Origin of the sequence: Novosphingobium sp. HR1a, from assembly GCF_015594425.1 — a bacterium.
GTDB classification, from domain to species: domain Bacteria; phylum Pseudomonadota; class Alphaproteobacteria; order Sphingomonadales; family Sphingomonadaceae; genus Novosphingobium; species Novosphingobium resinovorum_A.
Genome location: NZ_JABXWS010000096.1, coordinates 20,696 through 36,049 on the forward strand (window position 1 = coordinate 20,696; position 15,354 = coordinate 36,049).

A 15,354-nucleotide genomic window follows, 5' to 3' on the forward strand; every position below is an offset into this window, starting at 1 on the left:
TTTGTGCCGGCTCTTTCTTTTTCGGGAGACTTCGTTTTCATGGCAGACATGCTGCACCCAGCCGCTTTCGCCGCCACTCTAACCGCCGCGCTCGCACTCGCCGCGCCGCTTCCCGTCATGGCTGCACCTGCAGCCACGCAATGCCCATGGACCGCCGCATGGGGTTCTTCGCAGATGCCGGTGAACGGTGACGACCGCCTGCCCGAAGCCGCCCGCCGCGACGTTACCCTGCGCCAGATCGTGCGCCCATCGATCGCCGGAAGCGAGTTGCGCATCCGTCTCTCCAACGCCTTCGGCGAGGCGCCGCTGGTCATCGAAAGCGCCAGGCTGGCGCGCGCGGCTTCCCCGCAGCACCCCGCACTCACCGCCGGTTCCTCTGTGCCGCTGCGCTTCGCGGGCAAGGAGCGGGTGGTCGTCCCCGCAGGCGCCGACTGGCTCTCCGATCCCGTCCGCATGCCCGTCGCCGCATTCGACGATCTCGCCGTGTCGCTGCACTTCGCGGCGCTGCCGGTGCAGCAGACCGGCCACCCGGGGTCACGCGCCACCTCGTACTGGCTGAGCGGCGACCGGACGAGCGATACCGCCTTCGCGGGCGCGGCGACGACCGATCACTGGTATATGCTCTCCGGCGTCGAGATGCGCCGCTGCGGCGCCAGCGCCATCGTCGCTCTCGGGGATTCGATCACTGACGGGCGCGGCTCCACCACCAACGGCAACGATCGCTGGACCGACGTTTTGGCCCGCCGCCTTTCAGGAAAGAGCGCGGTGGTGAACCAGGGCATTGGCGGCAACCGCGTGCTGCTCGACGGCACCGGCCCGAACGCGGTGGCGCGCTTCGATCGCGACGTGCTCTCGGTGCACGGCGTCACCGACCTGATCGTGCTGGAGGGCATCAACGACATCGGCATGCTGACCCGCGACGCGCCTGCCACCCCCGAGGTCCACGCCGCGCTCGTGGCCGGGGTCACCGCCGCCTACCGGCAGATCGTGGAGCGTGCGCATGCGCGAGGGATCAAGGTCTACGGCGGCACCTTGCTGCCGTTCATGGGCATGGAGTACTACCATCCCGCCGCCGCCAGCGAGGCCGATCGGCAGGCGATCAACGCCTGGATTCGCACGCCCGGCCACTTCGACGCGGTGATCGACTTCGACGCGGCGATGCGCGATCCTGCGCGTCCCGATCACCTGAACCCGGCCTACGATGGCGGCGATGCAATCCATCCCAACCCTGCCGGCTACAAGGCCATGGGCGAGGCCGTCTCCTTGCAGCTGCTGAAATGAAGAAGGGGCGCCGACCGGGCGCCCCTTTCGTTTTACCGCCGGATCATCGGGTCGATCGTCCTGATCGTCCCGTCGGCGTTGTAATACAGCTCGGTCACCTTCACGTTACGCAGGCGGGTCTGCCCCGATAGCTGCGTGTCGGCATAGAACAGCCACCAGCGCCCGTCCCACTGCACGATCGAGTGGTGCGTCGTCCACCCCTCCACCGGCTCGAGGATGCGGCCTTTGTAGGTGAACGGCCCATAAGGCGAATCGCCGATCCCGTAGGCCAGGAAATGCGTATCGCCGGTTGAGTAGCTGAAGTAGTACTTGCCCTTGTACTTATGCATCCAAGCCGCTTCGAAGAAGCGCCTGTCGTGGTCGCCGCCCAGCAGCAGCTTGCCCTTCTCGTCAACGATGTGCAGTTCGCGGGGGCTTTCCGCGAATTCCAGCATGTCCTTGCTCATGCGCGCGACACGCGGCAGCAGCGCGGGCTTGTCATCGGCCTGAAGGTCGGTCTTCGAGCCGTTGGGATCGTACTTGCCGTCGACATTGCGCTGAAGCTGGCCGCCCCAGATACCGCCGAAATACATGTAGCTCTCGCCGTCTTCGTCGGTGAACACCGCCGGGTCGATGGAGTAGCTGCCCTTGATCGGCTCCGGCTGCGCCTTGAACGGCCCGGTCGGGCTCTTGGAGGTGGCGACGCCGATGCGGAAGGCGCCCGCCTTGTCCTTGGCCGGGAAGTACAAGTAATACGTGCCGTTACGGAATGCCGCATCCGGCGCCCACATCTGCTTCTCGGCCCAGGGCACGTCCTTTACGTCGAGCGCCACCGGGCCGAGCGTCACTGGCCCGCCGATCTTGTCCATCGACAGGATGCGATAGTCGCGCATCTCGAAGTGGCTGCCGAGGTCGTCCTCGGGCGTCGGCCCGTCGACATCATGGCTGGGGTAGACGTAGATCTTGCCGTTCCACACATGCGCGGACGGGTCCGCCGTGTAGATCTCGCTGACGAGCGGCTGCGAGAGGTACTTCGACTTGTCCGCCTCGACATGCTTCACAGCGTCGTTGGAAGGCGCTTCTTTCGAACAGCCTACGATGGCGATGCACGATGCTAGCGCGAGCAAAGGCAATAAGCTGAATTTCCTTGGCATACGATCTCCCGCAAGATACTTATTACAGCAAGATAGCGCTATCATTTAAAGTTGGGATTTTGCAAGCGTTTATCGAACATCGTGGAGAATGGAGGCCGTAGACCATAACCGGCTCGACCGCCTTTCCGATAGTCGTAAAAGCGCGAGCCAACTTCCAAAGGTTGCGCTCCATTGGCGCCTGGCTGGGGATGGCCTCCGTCGTCGATTAATGGGGGCTGGAAAGGCGGCGTCAGGCATCGCTGTGCGGACTCAGCCGGTCGTCGCAACACTATTGGACATGCCCAACGGCAAAAAAGGGCTGGCGCCTCGCGTTTCGACCGCAGGCAGAAGACCGTAGATGGCGGCGAGTACCCCGCAGTAATCCACTCATCTCGGCTACCGGAAACTCTCGTAGTAAATGATCGATGCAGCGCCACCGTCGCGCAGGGCTCAGAAGTTTCCCTTGGCAGCCTCCTGCAGGATCAACTTGTCCAGCGCCATGTCCGAGATCGCTCGGCGAAGACGCTGGATCTCTTTCTCCACATCCTTCATCCGCCGCGCCTGGTCGGTCTTCAGGCCGCCGTATTCCTTCCGCCGGCGATAATAGGTCTGCTCGCTGACCGCGATCCGAAGGCAAGCTTCAGCCGTGCTCGCTCCCTGCGCCAGCACAATCTCAACTTCACGCAGCTTGCCGATAAACTCTTCCGGCTTGTGCTGCCGACCTTCGAAGCCGCTTGACCCGCCAGGCCCTAATCAGTGAAGTCTCTTAAACTATACCGTGGAATCAGCGGCGCTCTGCAGGCGGTAGAAACGCTCCTTCCCCAAGGTCGCCCACCGCCTGCAGTCGCCTGAAAAAGCTTTCGGATTTCGAGTTCCTGCCTCTCCAGACGTTTCATAACTCACCTACTCACAATCCTCCCGCGGCAACCGTCAATTCAGGATAGGCAAAGGCGCTGCGGGAACGCCTAAATTTTCACGCAAGGTACTGCCTTCATATTCAGTGCGGAAAAGACCCCGCCGGCGCAGTTCTGGCAAAATCTTCTCGACGAGGTCATCTAGCGAAATCGTGTTGACTGCGATCATGAAGTTGAAGCCGTCGCAGGCTCCACCTTCGAACCAGTGCTCGAGTTGATCGACGACGTCGCTAGCCGTACCGATCAGCGTCGAATGCGCATTGGAGGCTGAAGAGCGGATCAGGACCTGGCGCAAGGTAAGTCCCTCCTTCTTCGCAGCTTCGACGTGATGGCCGCCGCGGCTGATCAACGTTTCCGGCGGTACGTCCGGAAACGGCGCATCGAGATCGCAACCGCTCAAATCGTAGGACTTCAGCGCGAGCTGGAGCGAGGCCATTGCCGCGCGCAGATCGATCAGGCCTTCGAGCTGTGCCCATTTGTCCTGGGCCTCCTGCCTGCTTTCACCCACGACGATCAGCGCTCCGGGCAACACCTTCACGTGATCAGGATCGCGGCCCCAGGCAGCCGCACGGCTGCGAATGTCGTCACGAAACGACTTGGCTTGTTCGAACGTCGATTGCGCGGTGAAGATCGCTTCGGCGACGCGAGACGCCATGGCGCGCCCTTCGGGCGATTGGCCCGCCTGGATGAGCAATGGGCGCTCCTGGGGCGACGCCACGCCTTTGAGCGGCCCGCGCACGCGATAATACTTGCCAACATGATTGATGGTTCGGATCTTGTCGGTATCCTTGTAGATACCGCTTGCCTGATCGCGCAGGTAGGCTCCGACTTCGAGCGCCTCCCACAGCTTCAGCACCACATCGACGAATTCCTCGCCGCGGGCGTAGCGCTCGACTTGGGGGACAAACGTCTGGTCCGCATATTGTGCGGCGTCATCCGGCGAAAGGCCTGTGACGATATTCCAGCCGACCCGGCCGCCGCTGATCACGTCCAGCGAGAGCACTTCGCGAGCAACATCATATGGCGGGCGGTACGAGGTCGCAATCGTTCCCGCGAGCCCGAGGTTCCGGGTATGCTGCGAGATCGCTGACAACAAGGTCATGGGTTCGAGATTGTCGCCTCCGCTGAGGCGACGGAAAACCTCGGGATTTTCCGCATTGCTCGGCGAGGCGGTATCGGCGACGAAGAGCATATCGAACTTGGCCGCTTCGAGCTTGCGCGCCAGTTCCACCCAACTGGCGATGCTGGGGCTGAACCCGATGTCTGCCTGGGGGTGGCGCCAGCCGGCCTGATGGTAGCTGCCACCACAAAAGGCGCCAAGCTTCATTTGTCTTTTTTCCTGGCTCATCGCTCTGACATCCTCTTTTTATTACAATGCTTTATACGCCATCATGGAGTAGCCTGCATCCGCCTCAGACCTATCGCACCCAGTCGGCTGGCAGGGTTTCATACCAAGCCGCTGGCAGATCGACGTACTTGCGCGACGACGATCGTATGAGCACCGCGTGGCCACGCTCGTCCGGCATGACGATGATCTCGGCATTGCAGAACAGTATGCCCTCGCGGTCGCGCCCGGTGACGGGATGCCCTTTCGGCCCGCGCACGATCGTCCGCTCGTCGATCACGAACGTCATCTCCTCGCCGCGTTCGGTGCGCAGGAGCACTCGCGTCTCGTCCGCGCTGACCACCCGGCCGACGAACGGGGCCGCCGATGCGGGAAGAAAGCGGATGTCCATCGAAAGCCGCAACTTGTTGGACCTGTTGGGCAACCCCGCATGCGCCGTCATGCTGTGAAACATGAGCACATCCCCGGCCTTGTAGTCCGGCCGGCGCCAGGCGGCATCCGGAATCGTGTCGGGGGGAATGCCGACGCGCGTGTTCGGGTCCTTGAACACGTCGGGCGGATAGAGGCTGGCCTTGTGCGATCCGGGCACCACCGCCAGCCCGCCGACTTCGTCGCCGATATCCATCAGCGGCACCCAGCAGGTGACGAAGTCGATCCCATAATTGTAGATGCCGTCCTGGTGGCGCGCTCCGAACGTCTCGGCACTGGTCCCGGGTGACAGCGGCGGCGCCGTGCGATGGACCACGATAGGCACCCAGGTCGGTGCTTCTCCCAGGAAAGTGCTGACCACCGCATCGAACGAGGGTTCTGCCACCAGGCTTCGCCACACATCGTCCGCGATTGGCCGTGCCAAGGCGCCGTCCACCCGATCCTTGCCGTTCCAGTCGGGGCCGCTCGATGAGGCATCCACCACGCCCAGATCCTTGAGCCGTGCGAGATACTCGTCGCGAACCCTGGCAATCGCATTGCGGTCGATCACGTCCCTGAAGAACAGGACACCGTCTTCGCGCCAGCGTTGCCGCAGCGCTTCCGGGTCCGTCAGCAGCGGGGCTGAATCGGGTAGTTCATCTATTTTCATCGTGCCTTCGCCTCATCCAAGCCCAAAGAATTTTTCCGCGCAGCCCGCGATGATCCAGTCGCGATCGGCCTGCGGCACGTCGCGAAAGTTGTCAGCGATCACCGCGTGGCTGTGCGGGAAGGTTGTTTCCGAATGGGGATAGTCCGACGACCACATGATGTTGCGGCAACCGGGCCGGTTACGCAGTTCGATGCCGATCCGATCGGAAATGAACGAGGCGTAGACGTTCTGGTCGAAGTAGTGGCTGGGCGGATGCTTGATGTCGCATTCGGTCCAGTGGCGCTGCATCTCCCACGTGCGGTCCATGTATTCGCAAGCCCACGGAATCCAACCCACGCCGCTTTCGATCAGGCCGATCCGTAACTGGGGAAAGCGATCGAACACACCGCCGTAGAGCATGATCGAGACGACTTCGAGCATCGCCGTCTTGCCCATCGGGACGTCCGGCAGGAAATTGGTCTTGTCCTTGTAGCGCGAGATGCGCGCGCCCAGATGAAAGGTGATCGCCAGGTCCAGCTCCTGCGCGGTGGCCCAGATAGGGTCGAACTCGGCATCGCGATACTGCCGCTCGCCGCCGACATCGCCGGTCATTGCCTGCCAGATCGAACTCATCTTTGTGAAGTTCTTGATAGACTGCGGGAAGGCGGGAATGTTGACCGCGACGTCCCCGCGCACCTTGGCCTCGTGCATCATCCTGACCGTCGTCGGCACGTCCACCGTGGGCAGGAAGGCGGCCGAAAACAGGCGCTTGGGGGCGTGAGCGCAAAAGTCCGACTGCCAACGATTGAAGGCGTCGAAACTGTCGAAGAACAAGTCGAGGTTGCCCGTTTGTAGTGGCCCGCCGCCGAACAGCACGGCCTTGTCCATGCCATCGCGGTCCATGTCCTCGATGCGCTTTTCGGCCTGCCAGCCCCCCAGCCGCATGTCGGAGAATTTGCCGACGTTCTTATACTCGCTGGTCTTGCGCCCGGCCTGACTCTGCATCAGGTGGACCTGCTTGCGCTGGCCCTCGAAGACTATGTAGTCGACATCGCCAACTGTTTCGACAGTGGGTGCCTGATCGCGGAATTGGGGCGAAAGATACTCCTTCCACATCTGCGGCGGCGGCGTGACGTGGACGTCGGCATCGACGACATAATCGGCAACACGCGGTGCCGCCTCGATCGCGCGATTAGCATCGACCTTTTCCAGAACGGTCATGGTATCAACTCCTCGGTTGGATGGCTTCGAGCAGGCCTGTCGGCGCGCTCGTCGGTCTCGAAGACAGGCAGGTTGAACGGTCCGGCCTCGTCCTCGCAACCGAGGAAGGCTAGCCGCACCGGCAGGCCCAGCCGCATGCCCTGCCCGGTCATCCCGGCGGGATTGGCGATGAAAAGCGGCCCTTCCTCAAGCTCGACGAGGATACAGTCCCACGGCATCGGGAACTGCCCCTGGTAGTAATCACGCTCGAACGTGCACCAGCTGGCGATGGCACCCCGGCCCGACAGCCGTTCCCATGCGAAGCCCTCGCCGCCGCAGGTCGTGCAGGCGGCCTCGATCGGCCAGGCTAGCGTATGGCAGCCGGTACAGCGCGGCAGGCGCAGTTCCTGCCGGTCGCACCATGCCCAGAAAGTGTCGTTACCGTGCCCCAGGGTGCGGTCGGGTCTCTTGTGCACCACCATCTCAGGCCGCCCGCGTCAGGATCAGCGGGTGGGCCACGTCGGTCTGCGCGACCGAGACCATCGAGGCCTCCAGCCCGGCGATCTGCCGACCGACCGCCTCGTGGCGCAATTGGCGCACCGCCTCGGTCACCAGGTTCCAGCCGTGCATGTAGGCGCCCGACATCATCCCGCCCGCAACGTTGACCGGCAGGCTCCCACCCACCGCCATCTTACCCTCTCGAAAGGCGCGAAGCCCCTCGCCGGCTTCCAGAAAGCCATAGCCCTCGATCTGGTTGACGAGATGGATCGAGGCCGGATCATATCCCTCGAAATGCCCGATCGCGGCAAGGTCCAGCCCGGCCATCGCCAGCGCCTGCGCTCCTGCATCGCGCAGTTGCGGGGCAAGCCGATCGCACACCAGCGTCGCCAACTTGCTGCCCCGGGCCCTGGATTCCCCCCAGCCGGCGACATCGATGGCGGGTTTTGTACAATCCCGCGCCTTGTCGCCTCGCCGTACGATCAGGCAAACCGCGCCGTCGTTGACCAGGCACATGTCGAATAGCCGCAAGGGCCGCACGATGGGGCGTGAGGCGAGGTAATTCTCGCGTGTCATCGGTGTCGTCATGATCGCCTGCGGATTGGCGGCCGCGTTCGCCCGAAGCTGAACCGCAACCGCGCCCAGGTCCGCCTCGTCGTAGCCGTACACTTCGAGGTAGCGCTGCGCGATCAGCGCCCAGTGCGCCGCCTGGCTGCTCCAGCCCCAGGGATGGTAATAGTAATACGACGTCGGCGTAGCCGCGCCCGCCTCTCCGCCCGAATAGGTCTTGCCGCCGTATTGACGCCCGATGGAGCGCGATGCTGCCGCGTAGACCATCGCGATCGTATCGGCCCTGCCCTCGGCGATCGCCGCGCAGGCCATCGGCAGTGGGCCAGCCATCAGCCCAGATGCGGTGACGCGATACGCCGGGTCGATGCCCAGTTGGGCTGCAAGTTCATCAGTCGTCGGACCGCCGTAGATCAGTGAGACCGAGAGCCCGTCGATATCCCCGCGCTCCAGCCCCGCATCGTCCAGCGCCTTTTCGAACGCTGCAAGCGCGAGGCCCTCGGCGGACACGGGCGGGCAGCCGTGCGCCTTTTCCCGCGCCGCCCGGTAAAGCGCGCGATGATCGGTTTCCCCGATACCGACGATCGCCGCCTTGCGGGACATTCCCGCATCGGCCTTGGGCATCGCACCGGAGCTCAGCCTGGACATCAGCGCACCACGCAGCGCAGCGACATGTCGCCGATTTCCTCGCGCGAAAAACCGGCGTCGAGCAGGAGTTCGTCGGTATGTTCGCCCAGCAGAGGCGCGCGAACGGGGGTCGCCGGGGCATAGCGACCATCAAAACCGACCGGACCGGCCGCGAGTCTGACCCGGGAGCCATCCTGCACCGCGACGTCGAACAGCAGTCCGTTCGCTTCGACCTGCGGGTCCACCGCAACCTCGTGGATGGTGCGTACCAGTTCCCACGGCGCATCCCAGGCATCGAACACAGGCTTCCATTCAAGCCAGTCGCGCGATCCGATCGTCGCCTGAATCTCCTCGATCAGATCGGCACCATTGTCGGCGCGTGCCGGATCGGTGGCGAAGCGGCTATCCTGCAACAGGTCGGCGCGGCCAATATTGTGGCACAGTGCTGGCCAGTAGCGATCGGGATCCAGGAACATCAACTGGATGAAGCGATCGTCGGCTGTCCGGTAAGGATAACGCAGCGGCGCCCGCGTCGGATTGCCGACATGGGCGTGCTGTTCGGGCGACTGGGTCTGGCTCACCACCACATCCGCCGAAAGCGCCCATACCGCCGTCGAGAGCAGCGACACGTCGACGACTGCCGCCTCGCCTGTCATCGCCCGCTTGAACAGGGCCCCGGCGATCCCATAAGCGACCGACACGCCGCCCAGATGATCGCCAAGCGCCGGGCGCGGCTTGAGCGGTTCGATCATGCCCTTGGGCCGCAGCGCGTGCGCGAAGCCGCCACGCGCCCAGAACGCGGTGGCATCGTAACCCGCCTTGTCGACTTCGGCGCCTTTGAACCCGAAACCGTTGCCGCGCACGTAGATCAGCTTTGGATTGCGGCCCTGCAGGTCCTCGGGCGTCAGTCGCAACGCCTTGATCGCCTTGGGACGAAGACTGGTCAGGAAGACATCCGCAGTATCGATCAGACGCAGCAGAACCTCGCGCCCCGCCGCAGTCTTGAGGTCGATCGCGATGGACTTCTTGCCCCGGTTGTTCTGTTCCAGCGAAAGATTGGCCGACCCTGTTTCGCGGCCGTCGCCAATCTTGAGCGATCTATAGGGATCGCCGCTTCCGACGGTTTCGACGTGGATCACTTCAGCCCCGTGATCGGCAAGCAACGCACCAGCGGCGGGCACGAACACGAACTGGGCCAGTTCGATGATCCTAACCCCGGAAAACACCTCTTTCATCCCGCTCCTCCTCGCATCGATCATAGCCTTCTTCGCCAAGTTCTAACAAGCGTTTGTTTTTATATGCAAGGGATTTCTTGACCCCGCCCTTTCCTCTCGCAAGCACAGACAAGTGTTGGCCCGGACGCCGACCGTCCTATAGAAGCGGTTCCATGATGATGTTTCTGCCCTGCGCGCCCTCTGTCCAACGCCATCTGGCGCAGCATCGCGGAGGCGGTTCATGAGCGGCAAGCCCCGGAAGGATGCATCCATCCATCCGCCGACCGACAAGGGTAGCGAGCGCCGCCAGCGCATCCTCGACGCCGCCCGACGCCGGTTCGCCGCATCCGGGTTCGAAGCGACGACAGTGCGCCAGATCGCCGACGACGTCGAATTGCTCGCAGGGAGCCTTTACTATCACTTCGCCAACAAAGAGGAGATGCTCCACGAAACCGTGCGCGATGCCGTGCAGCGGCTCAGCGACGGCGCGCAGGAAATCCATCGCCGGGACGCCGACCCGGAAACCAAGCTTGTCGCGCTGATCTTCTTCGACGTGGAGGAATTGACCGAACACCAGGAGGTCCACGCGATTCTCCACCAAGAGCGGGCCTACTTCCGGGCCAATCCGGATCTCGCTTACGTCCTGCAGGGGCGAAGGGAGCACTACCTCGTCTGGCGCGCGCTGATTGAGCAGGGCATGGCGGAAGGCTATTTCAGCCAAGACATCAATGTGTTCCTGACCCTTTCAACGATGATCCGCATGCTCAATACCGGCGCCGACTGGTATCTGCATGACGATCCGGCCACGATCGATGCCGCCGGAATCCTGTCACGCGAGGAACTTGGCGCCTTTTACGTGAACTACGTGCTGCGCGTCGTGCGGACACCAGAGCGGATCACCGCGCCCATCCCCTGGCCGCCCGGTTACCCCGGGTCCCGAGGCGGCTGATCCCACTCGCTAGCAACAAACAATCAAACGCTTGTTCAGTTTCTGGGCTACTGATAGACTTCTCTCCATGAGCTACCGCCGTGCAAGGTGGCCTGAGAGAGGATTGCCATGGCTGCCCGGGACGATGGATTTCTGAAGACGTCGGCTGCGCTCGATACCGCCACGAAAGTCGTGATCCTGGCGGGAGGCCTGATCGCCTCGCTGGCGCTCATGGCGATTGCGTCGGTGCTGCCGCAGATCGACCATGCACTTGCCCGGGGGCCCGGCGACCATATGCTGGTCAAACAGCTAGTCGGTGCTGTCGCGCTGGCCATGGTCGTGGGCGCCTCGACGGTCGGCTTCCTGATCGACCGGTTCGGCATCAGGCCGGTGCTGATCGCAGCGGCGGCCCTTTATGCCCTGGCAGGCACGGCGGGCCTCTATCTTAGCGATCTGCATTCGTTGCTGGTTTCGCGGCTCTTCGTCGGGGTCAGCGCCGCAGCAATCCAGGTGGCCTGTATTACGCTGATCAACACCCAGCTCGAAGGCGTGGCGCGGGCCCGATGGATGGGCCTGCATATATCGGTTGCGATGTTCACCGCGATATTCGCGCACCCGATTGCCGGCGCCTTGGGCGAAATCAGCTGGCGTCTGCCGTTCGGCCTCTATGCATTGGGCTTGGTGCTGATCCCTGCGGCGCTGCGACTGCAAGCCAGCGCGCCGGACGCATTGGGCAGCGCATCCGCGCAGGCAGAGCGCCGGACTTTGCCGGGCTGGTTCCCGTTTCGCTATCTGCTGCTGGCATTCGCGATCGGCACCCTGGCGCTCATGCCGAGCGTGCAGGTGCCGTTCCTGCTGCGCGAGAAAGGCCTCATCCGACCTTCGGCGATCGCCCTGGTCCTCACGGCCGATTCGCTGGCCGGCGCGATGATGGCAATGCTCTATGGACGCGCCCGCACCCATATCTCGGCCCACGCCGCGTTCGCATTCAGCTTTGCGACGGCGGCCGTCGGCCTTTTCATTGCGGCATTGGCAGGCAGCATCGCAATGGTCATCGCCGGTTTGCTGATCTATGGCCTGGGGATCGGCTGGTTCGTCCCCAACCTGATGACCGCCCTGTCTTCACGCGTCACCCCCGTTCATCAGGGGCGCGCAGCTGGCATCGTCAAGGCAGCGCATTTTCTGTCCGCCCCGGTCGCCGTCGCCATGGTGGAGCCACTGGCGCGCAGCTATGGGCCTTCGGGCACCCTGTATGCGGCATCCGGGCTCGCCTTCGGTTGCCTGATCGTCATCGGCTGGCGATACCTCCGACAACACCGGCAACAGTGAGGTAACGGCGCGGGAGGACCGTCGAGGCCCACCTGATCCAGAATCCAGAGAGCAACGAAAAAGGGCTGCGCGATGGCGGAGCCCTTTCCCCGTTCCGGCAGTAAGCCCGGCGTCATGCCGGTTCTGCTCAGTTCCCGAAGCGATACTTCAGTCGCACGCCGATCATGCGCGGCTCGCCGACCGCGCCGCCCTCGATGCCGAAGCTGGGATAACCCCCAAAGGTCGCATTGTAATACTTGCGCTTGGTGAGGTTGGTCACGAACAGCGCCAGGTCCACCGGCATGTCCGCAACAGAACCCCAGTTCACGTTGAGATTGACCAGGTCGAGCGCGGGCAGCTTTCCGTAATCATACGGGATTGCCCCAGCAAGGAACGCCGGAGTGTCCTGATAGTTCGCGTACTGGCTATCGATATGCGAGTAGGTCACGCCCACCGACAGCTTGCCGTAGCCCTCAGGCAGCGGCAGCGTATACGTGCCAGTAACCGTAAGTTTGTTTTTGGGTGAGTATGTCAGCGGATAGCCAACCCGCGCGCCGCTCAGCGTAATGGCCGAGAAGACGATGTCCGGCGGCGGGACCGTCAGCGACTTCACATCAGTGTCAAGATAGGCATAGGCCGCATCGAGGGTAAAACCATGAAAAGGTGTGATGGACGCATCCACCTCGATGCCCTTGATCGTGGACTTTCCGGCATTGACGATCAACTGCGCAGGCGTCGTCCCGGGCGTGCGCAGGAAGCCGGCGGCAGTGATCTGCTGGTTGCTGAAATCGTTGTAGAAGCCCGCAATATTGAACGTTCCACGCACTGCGCCACGCCAGCTGGTCTTCAGGCCGATTTCATAGTTGTCGATCTTTTCGGGTTCAAACGCTTCTTGGCCGTAGCCTTCCGCCTTGAGCTGTCCCTGCCGGTAGCCCCTGGCATACTTGGCGTAGAGCAGCACGTCCTCGACAGGCTTGTAATCAAGATCGATCAGCCATGTCGGGGCCTGCGAGTGCCCGGTCAGGTGGGTCTGGCACTGTTCGACAGTCAGCGTGCCCGGGTTCGTCGCACTGCCGCGCGATCCGAAGCGAAAGCCATCGACGCAATAGCCGACTGGCGGATTGGCGGTCGGAGGCACCGGCGCATAGTTCATCTGGCGGCTGGTGAGCTGATAACGATCCCACGTGTAACGGATACCGCCTGTGACGCTCAACTTGCTGTTGAGCTTGAACGTGGCCTGCGAATAGAGCGCATAGTCCTGCAGGTAGTACTTGTTGACACGTGCTGTCAGCGTTGTCGTTGCCGCTGGCGCACCTGCGGCGGGAGTGAACGGGCCGCACCCCAGGAACGCGTCAGTTCCGGTGCACGATGCCGTGTTCGTCGAAACGATCCCGGCAAAGCCCAGCGGGGTGTTGCGCTCCATGTATGCGCCTGCCTGCCAGGTCAGCCGATCGCCAAGCGCGGAGCCCTGGAACTGCAGTTCCTCCGTAAGCGTAGCGCCCGAAGCGGTGTTGAGGCCGGGAAACGGGTTCGAGAATACCCGCACCGCATTGGTACCGGCATTGGGGCCGCTGACGATCTCAAGGTTTTCGCCGTAAACGGTCCCTCGCGTGGATTCGCGGAACTGCGAATAGGCGAAGATGTTCTTGATCGTCAGGGTGTCAGCCGGAACCCAGGTGGTGGTGTTGACCACTTGCCATTGCTCGACTTTCTGAAAGGGCGACAAAAGACCGGCCTCGCCAGTATGGAAACCGCGATCGGAGCCTCTGTCGACTTGCCCGCATTGCAGCGCGACAAGCGCCGAAGTTGCCGCCTGGCTGCGGTTGCAAGCAAACACGCGCGGCAGCGAACCATTGGTATCGGACTTGCTGTACGTGCCGACGGTGTAGTTTTCGAGATTGGGCGTGATGTCGGCGACGACGCTGACACGTCCAGCCCAATAGTCGATGTCGTTGAAATGGCTTGGACCGATGCCCGAGACGCTCTTCATGAAACCTTGGCGGGTCTGCCGGTCAAGCCCTACTCGAACGCGGAGGGTGTCGGCGACCGGGACATTGACCACGGCCTGGATACGGCGCAACTCGTGATTGCCGAGCGAGCCTTCGACATAGCCCTCAAGCGCATCGGTCGGCCGCTGCGGTACGATGATGACGGCCCCTCCGCTGGTATTGCGGCCGAACAGTGTGCCCTGCGGCCCCTTGAGAACCTGCAGGTTCTGCAAGTCGAAGAATGACCCCGGTCCCGCGCCATTGCCCGCTGCGGTGCTGGAGACAACGCGGGGTGCCGGTGCATCGGCGAAGTACACCCCTACCGAAGGCGCGGCGCCGGCATCCTGGTTGAAGCCGCGTATCGCGAAGGATGTCTTTTCCGCGCCGAACCTACTGTTGGTCGATAGCGACGGAGTATAGATGGCAATGTCGCCAGCAGAGACGATGTTGCGATTGGCGAGCTGCTGCTGGCTGAACGCGGTGATCGAGATCGGCACGTCCTGCAGTCGTTCTTCGACGCGCCGAGCCGTGACGATGATATCTGCCGCGCTGTCTTCGGAGACGACCTGCGTTGTATGCGACTGGGCAAAAGCAGGATAGCTCGCCGTACAAAGGACAAAAAGAGCAGTGCCACAACACCATCTATTTATATTCATATGATCTCCCCATTGGCATATTGATTTTTATTGGAAAGCGATGTGCCAGATACATTCCGGGCGTGCCTGCGATCGCTTCAATGCCTTGGCGCCGCCCATTGCACGCCATCGCCACTCTCCCGTCTCGGCCAAATCCGGAGCACGAGAATGCGTCCGGTATGCCTTCTTCCATTCAGACTGCGTGGGCAGGCGGCCCAAGTCAACAAATTCTAACTAATGTTTGGAAACATAAGTGCCGGGTCCGTAATTCCCGGCACTGACGCGATGCTCATGCCATCGAATTGCCGCACCTGTGAGGTGCGGGCGTAAGCCTGCGCGTTGCCGCTTTAGGCCCCGAATTGCACCAGTTACGAAGCTATCCAACCATCGGGCGATGCCTTCGAATCATGGCCTCCAACCGAGGTGATCTTGCGAGGATCGCCACGCCGATTTCACGCATCTGCTAGTTCAGTTTTAGACTCGGCGGCGTTTTCTGAACGATCGCTAAAGGTCGCTTGGCTGAGCTGAATGACTGACCGGCTGACGCCGGTAGGATCATGCGGCGGGGCTGAAGCCATCCTTGTGGGTATGCTTTTCGAGATACCGCATGATGATGTCATCGGTGATGTTGCCGGAGGTAGTCGAGAAGTAGCCGCGTTGCCAGAAGCGTTGCCCCCAAC

12 protein-coding genes and 1 pseudogene are annotated in these 15,354 nt (G+C 62.6%); 3 read left to right on the forward strand and 10 right to left on the reverse strand.

Going from position 1 to position 15,354, the window contains the following annotated elements; genetic code table 11:
* The first annotated feature begins 48 nt into the window (after window positions 1-48).
* Window positions 49-1,281 carry an SGNH/GDSL hydrolase family protein gene (locus HWN72_RS25420; RefSeq protein WP_036529873.1) on the forward strand — a complete coding sequence of 411 codons (1,233 nt, stop codon included), beginning with the start codon at window positions 49-51 and terminating at the stop codon, window positions 1,279-1,281.
* Window positions 1,282-1,313: 32 nt separating this feature from the next.
* Here the strand turns inward: HWN72_RS25420 and HWN72_RS25425 are convergent, their stop codons facing one another.
* From HWN72_RS25425 to HWN72_RS25460, 8 genes and pseudogenes are all read right to left on the reverse strand, one after another.
* Window positions 1,314-2,414 carry a glycoside hydrolase family 43 protein gene (locus HWN72_RS25425; protein ID WP_036529862.1) on the reverse strand — a complete coding sequence of 367 codons (1,101 nt, stop codon included), beginning with the start codon at window positions 2,412-2,414 and terminating at the stop codon, window positions 1,314-1,316.
* A 370-nt stretch (window positions 2,415-2,784) separates the two neighbouring features.
* A pseudogene (locus HWN72_RS25430) lies at window positions 2,785-3,089 on the reverse strand (transposase); the annotation flags it as partial.
* A gap of 234 nt (window positions 3,090-3,323) precedes the next feature.
* Complete coding sequence (locus tag HWN72_RS25435; protein WP_036529858.1) at window positions 3,324-4,655, reverse strand: LLM class flavin-dependent oxidoreductase; 1,332 nt, start codon at window positions 4,653-4,655, stop codon at window positions 3,324-3,326.
* Window positions 4,656-4,725: 70 nt separating this feature from the next.
* A complete protein-coding gene (locus tag HWN72_RS25440; protein WP_069709410.1) occupies window positions 4,726-5,730 on the reverse strand; it encodes a phytanoyl-CoA dioxygenase family protein in 1,005 nt (334 codons plus the stop codon).
* Between the two features lie 12 nt (window positions 5,731-5,742).
* Window positions 5,743-6,930 (reverse strand): amidohydrolase family protein, encoded by a 1,188-nt coding sequence (locus HWN72_RS25445; RefSeq protein WP_051587261.1) that lies wholly within the window; start codon window positions 6,928-6,930, stop codon window positions 5,743-5,745.
* A complete protein-coding gene (locus HWN72_RS25450; protein WP_162177445.1) occupies window positions 6,927-7,385 on the reverse strand; it encodes a Zn-ribbon domain-containing OB-fold protein in 459 nt (152 codons plus the stop codon). Before HWN72_RS25450 ends, HWN72_RS25445 begins: the two co-directional genes overlap by 4 nt.
* Window positions 7,386-7,392: 7 nt before the next feature.
* On the reverse strand, window positions 7,393-8,622 hold the full coding sequence (locus HWN72_RS25455) for a thiolase family protein (protein ID WP_051587260.1): 1,230 nt from the start codon (window positions 8,620-8,622) through the stop codon (window positions 7,393-7,395).
* The gene (locus HWN72_RS25460; RefSeq protein ID WP_036531190.1) at window positions 8,622-9,836 is read right to left on the reverse strand and encodes a CaiB/BaiF CoA-transferase family protein; all 1,215 of its coding nucleotides are present in this window, start codon (window positions 9,834-9,836) and stop codon (window positions 8,622-8,624) included. The genes HWN72_RS25455 and HWN72_RS25460 overlap by 1 nt, the downstream gene beginning before the upstream one ends.
* Before the next feature lie 220 nt (window positions 9,837-10,056).
* On the opposite strand from HWN72_RS25460, the gene HWN72_RS25465 reads away from it, so the two are divergent.
* Together HWN72_RS25465 and HWN72_RS25470 are read left to right on the forward strand one after the other, a co-directional pair.
* Window positions 10,057-10,764 carry a TetR/AcrR family transcriptional regulator gene (locus HWN72_RS25465; RefSeq protein WP_051587259.1) on the forward strand — a complete coding sequence of 236 codons (708 nt, stop codon included), beginning with the start codon at window positions 10,057-10,059 and terminating at the stop codon, window positions 10,762-10,764.
* 108 nt (window positions 10,765-10,872) lie between these two features.
* Entirely contained in the window at window positions 10,873-12,072 is a 1,200-nt protein-coding gene (locus HWN72_RS25470; protein ID WP_036531188.1) for an MFS transporter, read from the forward strand.
* Window positions 12,073-12,199: 127 nt separating this feature from the next.
* On the opposite strand, the gene HWN72_RS25475 is transcribed toward HWN72_RS25470, so the two are convergent.
* Both HWN72_RS25475 and HWN72_RS32085 read right to left on the reverse strand, forming a co-directional pair.
* On the reverse strand, window positions 12,200-14,695 hold the full coding sequence (locus HWN72_RS25475; RefSeq protein WP_211151691.1) for a TonB-dependent receptor: 2,496 nt from the start codon (window positions 14,693-14,695) through the stop codon (window positions 12,200-12,202).
* A gap of 534 nt (window positions 14,696-15,229) precedes the next feature.
* Window positions 15,230-15,354, reverse strand: a 125-nt coding sequence (locus HWN72_RS32085; protein ID WP_211151682.1) for a transposase, incomplete at its 5' end; no start/stop codon positions are given.

Coding starts and splice junctions, on each gene's coding strand:
- HWN72_RS25420 (WP_036529873.1), top strand. CDS start 49: ATGCTGCACCCAGCCGCTTTCGCCGCCACTCTAACCGCCGCGCTCGCA.
- HWN72_RS25425 (WP_036529862.1), bottom strand. CDS start 2,414: ATGCCAAGGAAATTCAGCTTATTGCCTTTGCTCGCGCTAGCATCGTGC.
- HWN72_RS25435 (WP_036529858.1), bottom strand. CDS start 4,655: ATGAGCCAGGAAAAAAGACAAATGAAGCTTGGCGCCTTTTGTGGTGGC.
- HWN72_RS25440 (WP_069709410.1), bottom strand. CDS start 5,730: ATGAAAATAGATGAACTACCCGATTCAGCCCCGCTGCTGACGGACCCG.
- HWN72_RS25445 (WP_051587261.1), bottom strand. CDS start 6,930: ATGACCGTTCTGGAAAAGGTCGATGCTAATCGCGCGATCGAGGCGGCA.
- HWN72_RS25455 (WP_051587260.1), bottom strand. CDS start 8,622: ATGTCCAGGCTGAGCTCCGGTGCGATGCCCAAGGCCGATGCGGGAATG.
- HWN72_RS25460 (WP_036531190.1), bottom strand. CDS start 9,836: ATGAAAGAGGTGTTTTCCGGGGTTAGGATCATCGAACTGGCCCAGTTC.
- HWN72_RS25465 (WP_051587259.1), top strand. CDS start 10,057: ATGAGCGGCAAGCCCCGGAAGGATGCATCCATCCATCCGCCGACCGAC.
- HWN72_RS25470 (WP_036531188.1), top strand. CDS start 10,873: ATGGCTGCCCGGGACGATGGATTTCTGAAGACGTCGGCTGCGCTCGAT.
- HWN72_RS25475 (WP_211151691.1), bottom strand. CDS start 14,695: ATGAATATAAATAGATGGTGTTGTGGCACTGCTCTTTTTGTCCTTTGT.